General features: G+C 73.6%; 5 protein-coding genes and 1 pseudogene. 2 read left to right on the forward strand and 4 right to left on the reverse strand.

Annotation, left to right across the window (positions count from 1 at the left end; all coding sequences use genetic code 11):
• Positions 1-249, forward strand: a 249-nt coding sequence (locus tag GT030_RS33275) for a LysR substrate-binding domain-containing protein (protein ID WP_237522997.1), incomplete at its 5' end; no start/stop codon positions are given.
• Here the strand turns inward: GT030_RS33275 and GT030_RS33280 are convergent.
• A complete protein-coding gene (locus GT030_RS33280; RefSeq protein WP_161204258.1) occupies positions 215-937 on the reverse strand; it encodes a TetR/AcrR family transcriptional regulator in 723 nt (240 codons plus the stop codon). The two genes, GT030_RS33275 and GT030_RS33280, sit on opposite strands and share 35 nt — an antisense overlap.
• 140 nt (positions 938-1,077) lie before the next feature.
• On the opposite strand from GT030_RS33280, the gene GT030_RS33285 reads away from it, so the two are divergent.
• Positions 1,078-2,298 carry a saccharopine dehydrogenase C-terminal domain-containing protein gene (locus GT030_RS33285; protein ID WP_161204259.1) on the forward strand — a complete coding sequence of 407 codons (1,221 nt, stop codon included), beginning with the start codon at positions 1,078-1,080 and terminating at the stop codon, positions 2,296-2,298.
• A gap of 3 nt (positions 2,299-2,301) precedes the next feature.
• On the opposite strand, the gene GT030_RS33290 is transcribed toward GT030_RS33285, so the two are convergent.
• The 3 genes and pseudogenes from GT030_RS33290 to GT030_RS33300 form a co-directional block, all read right to left on the reverse strand.
• Positions 2,302-3,729: a M1 family metallopeptidase gene (locus GT030_RS33290; protein WP_161204260.1), complete on the reverse strand. Its 1,428-nt coding sequence runs from the start codon at positions 3,727-3,729 to the stop codon at positions 2,302-2,304.
• Between the two features lie 162 nt (positions 3,730-3,891).
• Positions 3,892-5,565, reverse strand: coding sequence for an FAD-binding dehydrogenase (locus GT030_RS33295; protein WP_161204261.1), 1,674 nt, complete (start codon positions 5,563-5,565; stop codon positions 3,892-3,894).
• 26 nt (positions 5,566-5,591) lie between these two features.
• Positions 5,592-5,802 (reverse strand): annotated as a pseudogene (locus GT030_RS33300) (TetR family transcriptional regulator); the annotation flags it as partial.

The raw sequence follows: 5,802 nt of genomic DNA on the forward strand, positions 1-5,802 counted from the left end.
GCGGGCCCGGTGCGGCACTACGTGCCGACCTCGGAGGGGTTCGCCGAGTCGGTGGCGCGCGGACTCGGCTGGGGGATGGTCCCCGAGTCGCAGGCGGAGCCGCTGCTGGCGGCGGGCCGGGTCGTGCCGCTGGCGGCGGGGTGGCTGGACGTGGCGCTGTACTGGCAGCAGTGGCGGCTGGACTCCCCTGCGCTTGCGGCGCTGGCCGAGGCGGTCAGCGCGACGGCGGCGCGGGCGCTGCGCCGCTGAGCCGGGCGGCGGCGCTGTCCAGCAGCATCTCCAGCGCGGTCGGGTAGGCGCTGTGCACCATCTGCCGGGCGAGCAGCGGGGCGGCCTCGGCGATGCGCGGGTGGGTGGAGCGGGGCAGCCGGGCGTAGGTGGAGTGCCACTGGTCCTCGTCGGCCCGCTGGGAGGCGCTGGGCAGGGCCAGGGTGGCGGCGTCCAGGGCGGCGAAGGCGAGGGTCTGGTCGATGAAGGCGTGGTAGACCCGTACCGCGTCGGGCAGCGGGAACCCGGCGCGGGCGAGCACGTCGAGGACCGCCTCGTCGACGGCGAGTTCATGCGCGCGGCCGGTGACCCGGCTGACGGTGAGCAGCGCCGCCTGTGGGTGGGCGACGTAGGCGGCGTGGATGCGGGTGCCGATGGCGCGCAGGTCAGCGCGCCAGCGGCCGGTGCGTCGCCAGCCGTCGAGGGCCTGGCCGATGAGGGCGTCCCCGATGGCCAGGGTGAGGTCGTCCATGCCCCGGAAGTATCGGTAGAGGGTGCTGGGGTCGCAGTCCAGGGCGAGGCCGAGGCGGCGCGCGGTGAGTCCGGCGCTGCCGTGCTCGCGCAGCAGGCGCAGCGCGGTGGTGACGATCAGCTCCTCGGTGAGCACGGTGCCGCTGCGGGTGGGCCGGCGCCTGCGGCGCTTCTCTTCGGGCACGACGGGTTTGGGCACGACGGGGCCCCCTCTCTGCGGTCCTTACGGTCCTTATGCCAACGCCATTGACCTTAACGCGCCGCGGGGCGTTGGATTCACGGCAAGGCGCGCCTGTCCCGTTCTCGTTTTCCGTCCGTGTCAGGCAGGGAGTTTCCGTCATGCGTGTACTGCTCGTGGGCGCCGGTGGTGTGGGCACCGCCGTCACCCGGATCGCGGCCCGCCGTCCGTTCTTCGACCTGATGGTGGTGGCCGACTACGACCCCGCCCGCGCGGAGGCGGCCGTCGCGGCCCTCGGCGCGGACGCGGACCGGTTCGTACCCGAGCGGGTGGACGCGGCCGACGAGGCGGCGGTCGCCGGGCTGCTCGCCCGGCACGGCTGCGACGTGCTGCTGAACGCCACCGACCCCCGATTCGTGATGCCGCTGTTCCGGGCCGCCCGCGAGGCCGGGGCCACCTATGTCGACATGGCGATGTCGCTGTCCCGGCCGCACCCGGAGCGCCCGTACGAGGAGTGCGGGGTGAAGCTCGGCGACGAGCAGTTCGCGCTCGCCGCCGACTGGGAGCGCGCGGGCGCGCTGGCGCTGGTGGGCATGGGCGTGGAGCCCGGCCTGTCCGACGTGTTCGCCCGGTACGCGGCGGACGAACTCTTCGACACCATCGAGGAGATCGGCGTCCGCGACGGCGCCAACCTCACCGTGGAGGGCTACGACTTCGCGCCCTCCTTCAGCATCTGGACCACGATCGAGGAGTGCCTGAACCCGCCGGTGGTGTACGAGGAGGGGCGCGGCTGGTTCACCACCGAGCCGTTCAGCGAGCCGGAGGTGTTCGACTTCCCCGAGGGCATCGGCCCGGTGGAGTGCGTGAACGTCGAGCACGAGGAGGTGCTGCTGATACCGCGCTGGACGGACGCACGGCGGGTCACCTTCAAGTACGGGCTGGGCCGCGAGTTCACCGACACGCTGCGCACGCTGCACCAGTTGGGCCTGGACCGCACCGTTCCGGTGACCGTGCCGGGTCCGGACGGTCCGGTGGCGGTCTCGCCGCGTGACGTGGTGGCCGCCGGGCTGCCCGACCCGGCGACGCTGGGCGACCGGATGCGCGGCAAGACCTGCGCGGGCACCTGGGTCCGGGGCACCAAGGACGGGGCGCCGCGTGAGGTGTACCTCTACCACGTGGTCGACAACGAGTGGTCGATGGCCGAGTACGGCTCCCAGGCCGTGGTCTGGCAGACGGCCGTGAACCCGGTGGTCGCCCTCGAACTCCTCGCCACCGGCGCCTGGTCGGGGGCGGGCGTGCTGGGCCCGGAGGCCTTCCCCGCCCGCCCCTTCCTCGATCTGCTGACCGCGTACGGCTCCCCGTGGGGGCTGCGGGAGCAGTGACCGTCAGGCGGTCCTCGGCTTGCCCTTGGTGTAGAGCCAGGTGTGCAGCACCGGGGCGACCTTCTTGCCGGACTCCTTCTCGGCGAGCCGGGTGAACTGCTCGGTCGTGCCGTGGCCGTCGCGGTGCTGGGCGGCCCAGGCGCGCAGGATGCGCAGGAAGGCGCGGTCGCCGACGGTCTTGCGCACCTGGTGCAGGGCCATCGCGCCCCGGTCGTAGACGGGGTCGCCGAAGATCTTGCCGCCGTCGCCGGGGTTGCCGGGCGGGTAGGCCCACAGCTTGTTGTCGGCGGGGCGGGCGTACAGGCGGTCGAAGGTCTTCTGGGCGCTGTCGCCGCCGTGCTGCTCCTCGTAGAGCCACTCGGCGTAGCTGGCGAAGCCCTCGTTGAGCCATATGTCCTGCCACTTCGTCAGCGAGACGGAGTCACCGAACCACTGGTGGGCGGTCTCGTGCACGAGGGTGTCCAGGTCGGGCGCCGAGGCGTACACCGGCCGGGTCTGGGTCTCCAGGGCGTAGCCGACGTCCGGGGCGTGGTCGACGATCGAGCCGGCCGCGCGGTAGGGGTAGGGGCCGAACAGTCCGGCCTCCCACTTCAGCACCGAGGGCAGCTTCTTCATCACCGGGTCGGCGGCTCGGGCCTCCCTGGGGTCGACGGCGTCGTAGAGCTGGACGCCGCCGGGCAGGGTGCCGCGCCGGACCGTGAAGGTGCCGACGGTGGCGGTGGCGAGGTAGGCGGCCATGGGCTCGGCCTGGTGCCAGCGGAAGGTGGTGCGGCCGTGCTCGGTGCGCTGCCCGCGCAGCACGCCGTTGGCGACGGCGGTACGGCCCTCGGGGACGGTGATGGTGAAGTCGTACGACGCCTTGTCCAGCGGGTGGTTGTTCGCCGGGAACCAGGTCATGGCGCCCTGCGGCTGGCCCGCGACGAAGGCGCCGTCATCGGTGGGAATCCAGCCGTCGGTCGAGCCGTCCGGGTCGGTGACCGGCTTGGGGGTGCCCTTGTAGCGGACGGTGACCTTGAACTCCTGCCCGTCGCGCAGGGTGCTCTTCGGGGTGATGACGAGTTCCTGGCCGTTGCGGGTGAAGCGGGCGTCCTCGCGGCCTACGCGCACGGAGGTCACCGTGAGGCCGCTCAGGTCCAGGTCGAAGCGGCTGAGGCGCTGGGTGGCACGGGCGGTGAGGACGGCGGTGCCGTCCAGGTGCCGGCCGGCCGTGTCGTAGCCGAGCGTGAGGTCGTAGTGGCGTACGTCGTAGCCGCCGTTGCCGCTCAGCGGGAAGTACGGGTCGCCGGCGCCCGGTGCTCCGGTGGCGCCGGAGCCGAGCGGAGCGGCGGCGCCGAGGAGGGCGGCGATCGCGAGGGGGACCGTGGCGAGGACCGTCTCGCGCCCGAGGAGGGCGGTGCGGCGTCGTGCGGCCGGGCGGCGGGAGGACGTCACGTGCGCTCCTTCGGGACGACGATGATCGCTCCGCCACAGACTAGGGCGCCGGACCCCCGGCTGTCCTCCGCTCAGGGGCACCGCGCCGACGGGGAGCCGACCGCCCCCGAGGGCCCTCGGCACCCTGCCGGAGCAGACCGCCGGGGGCCCGGTCGTGCCGCCTCAGCCGGTCTGCCGGGCCGCCGCCCTGCCCGCGGCGCGGCCGGAGAACAGGCAGCCGCCGAGGAAGGTGCCCTCCAGCGCGTTGTACCCGTGCACCCCTCCCCCGCCGAAGCCGGCCACCTCACCGGCCGCGTAGAGCCCGTCGACCGGACTGCCGTCGAGACCCAGGGCGCGGGAGTCGAGGTCGGTCTGGATGCCGCCGAGGGTCTTGCGGGTCAGCACGCGCAGCCGGACCCCGATCAGCGGGCCCGCCCCCGGGTCGAGGATGCGGTGCGGGGCGGCGACCCTGCCGAGCCGGTCCCCGATGTAGCGGCGGGCGTTGCGGATGCCCTGGACCTGGGAGTCCTTGCTGTAGGGGTTGGCCATCTGGAGGTCGCGGGCCTCGATCTGGCGGCGCACCTCGGCCGGGTCCAGCAGGGCCTCGCCGGTGAGGCCGTTCATCCTGGCCACCAGTTCCTCCAGGGTGCCGGCGGTGACGAAGTCCTCGCCCTTGTCCAGGAACGCCCGCACCGGCCCCGGCGCGCCCTTGCCCAGCACCCGGTCGCGGAGCACGGCCTTGCGGTCCTTGGCGGTGATGTCGGGGTTCTGCTCGGAACCGGAGAGCGCGAACTCCTTCTCGATGATTTTCCGGGTGAGGACGAACCAGGAGTGGTCGTGGCCCGCGATGTCCTCGGTGGTGCGCAGATGGCGCAGGGTGCTCAGCGTGTCGTAGCCGGGCAGACAGGGGTCGGGCAGGCGACGGCCGCGCGCATCGAGCCAGATGGAGGAGGGGCCGGGCAGGACGCGGATGCCGTGGCCGGGCCAGATGGGGTCCCAGTTGGCGAGGCCTTCGGTGTAGTGCCACATGCGGTCCCGGTTGACCAGGCGTACTCCGGCCTCCGCGCTGATGTCGAGCATGCGGCCGTCGACGTAGGCGGGGACGCCGGTGACCATGTCGGCCGGGGGCGTGCCGAGCCGCTCGGGCCAGTAGCGGCGGACGATGTCGTGATTGGCGCCGATGCCGCCGGTGGTGAGGACGACGGCCTGCGCGGTCAGTTCGAACTCCCCGGCCGTCTCCCGGCTGGAGGCCACACCGCGCGGCGCGTCGTCCGGAGCCAGCAGGGTGCCGCGTACCCCGCGCGCGGTGCTGCCGTCGATGAGCAGCTCGTCGACGCGGTGCCGGTGGTGGAAGGTCAGCAGCCCGTCCCGCGCCGCCTGCCGGGCGTACCGCACGAAGGGCTCGACCACCCCGGTGCCGGTCCCCCAGGCGACGTGGAAACGGGGTACGGAGTTGCCGTGACCGTCGGCGCGCAGGTCGCCGCGCTCGGCCCAGCCGACGGTGGGCAGCAGCTCGATGCCGTGGCCGCGCAGCCAGGACCGCTTCTCCCCGGCCGCGAACTCGACGTAGGCGCGGGCCCAGCGCACCGCCCAGGAGTCCTCGTCGTCGATCCGGTCGAAGCCGGCGCTGCCCCGCCAGTCGTTCCAGGCGAGGTCGAGGGAGTCCTTGACGCCGAGGCGGCGCTGTTCGGGCGAGTCGACCAGGAAGAGGCCGCCGAAGGACCAGAACGCCTGGCCGCCGAGGTTGGCGGCGTTCTCCTGGTCCAGCAGGGCCACCTTCCGGCCCCGGCTGGTGAGTTCGTGCGCCGCGACCAGGCCGGCCAGCCCCGCTCCCACGACTATGACGTCCGCGTCCATGGAGTCCTCGCCCTTCCTTCCAGCGTTCATTCCGGGTCGCCGCTGCCGGACAGCAGGGGCGTGAGCAGGTGTTTCAGCCAGTCGCGGGCGGCGTCGACGTCCTTGTCCAGCAGAAGCTGGACGGTGACGCCGTCGTAGGCGGCGACGACCGCGCGGGCGGCCGCGTCCACTCCGCCGGGCGGGGTGGCGGTGGCCTCGGCCCGCCGGAGCCGGTCGGCGACGGCCTCGCGCAGCCGG

Origin of the sequence: Streptomyces sp. SID1328, assembly GCF_009865595.1 — a bacterium.
In the GTDB taxonomy this organism is placed as follows: Bacteria; Actinomycetota; Actinomycetes; order Streptomycetales; family Streptomycetaceae; genus Streptomyces; species Streptomyces griseoluteus.

Excerpts from the sequence above, each read along its gene's own strand:
- GT030_RS33285 (WP_161204259.1), top strand. The coding sequence starts at position 1,078 with ATGCGTGTACTGCTCGTGGGCGCCGGTGGTGTGGGCACCGCCGTCACC.
- GT030_RS33295 (WP_161204261.1), bottom strand. The coding sequence starts at position 5,565 with ATGGACGCGGACGTCATAGTCGTGGGAGCGGGGCTGGCCGGCCTGGTC.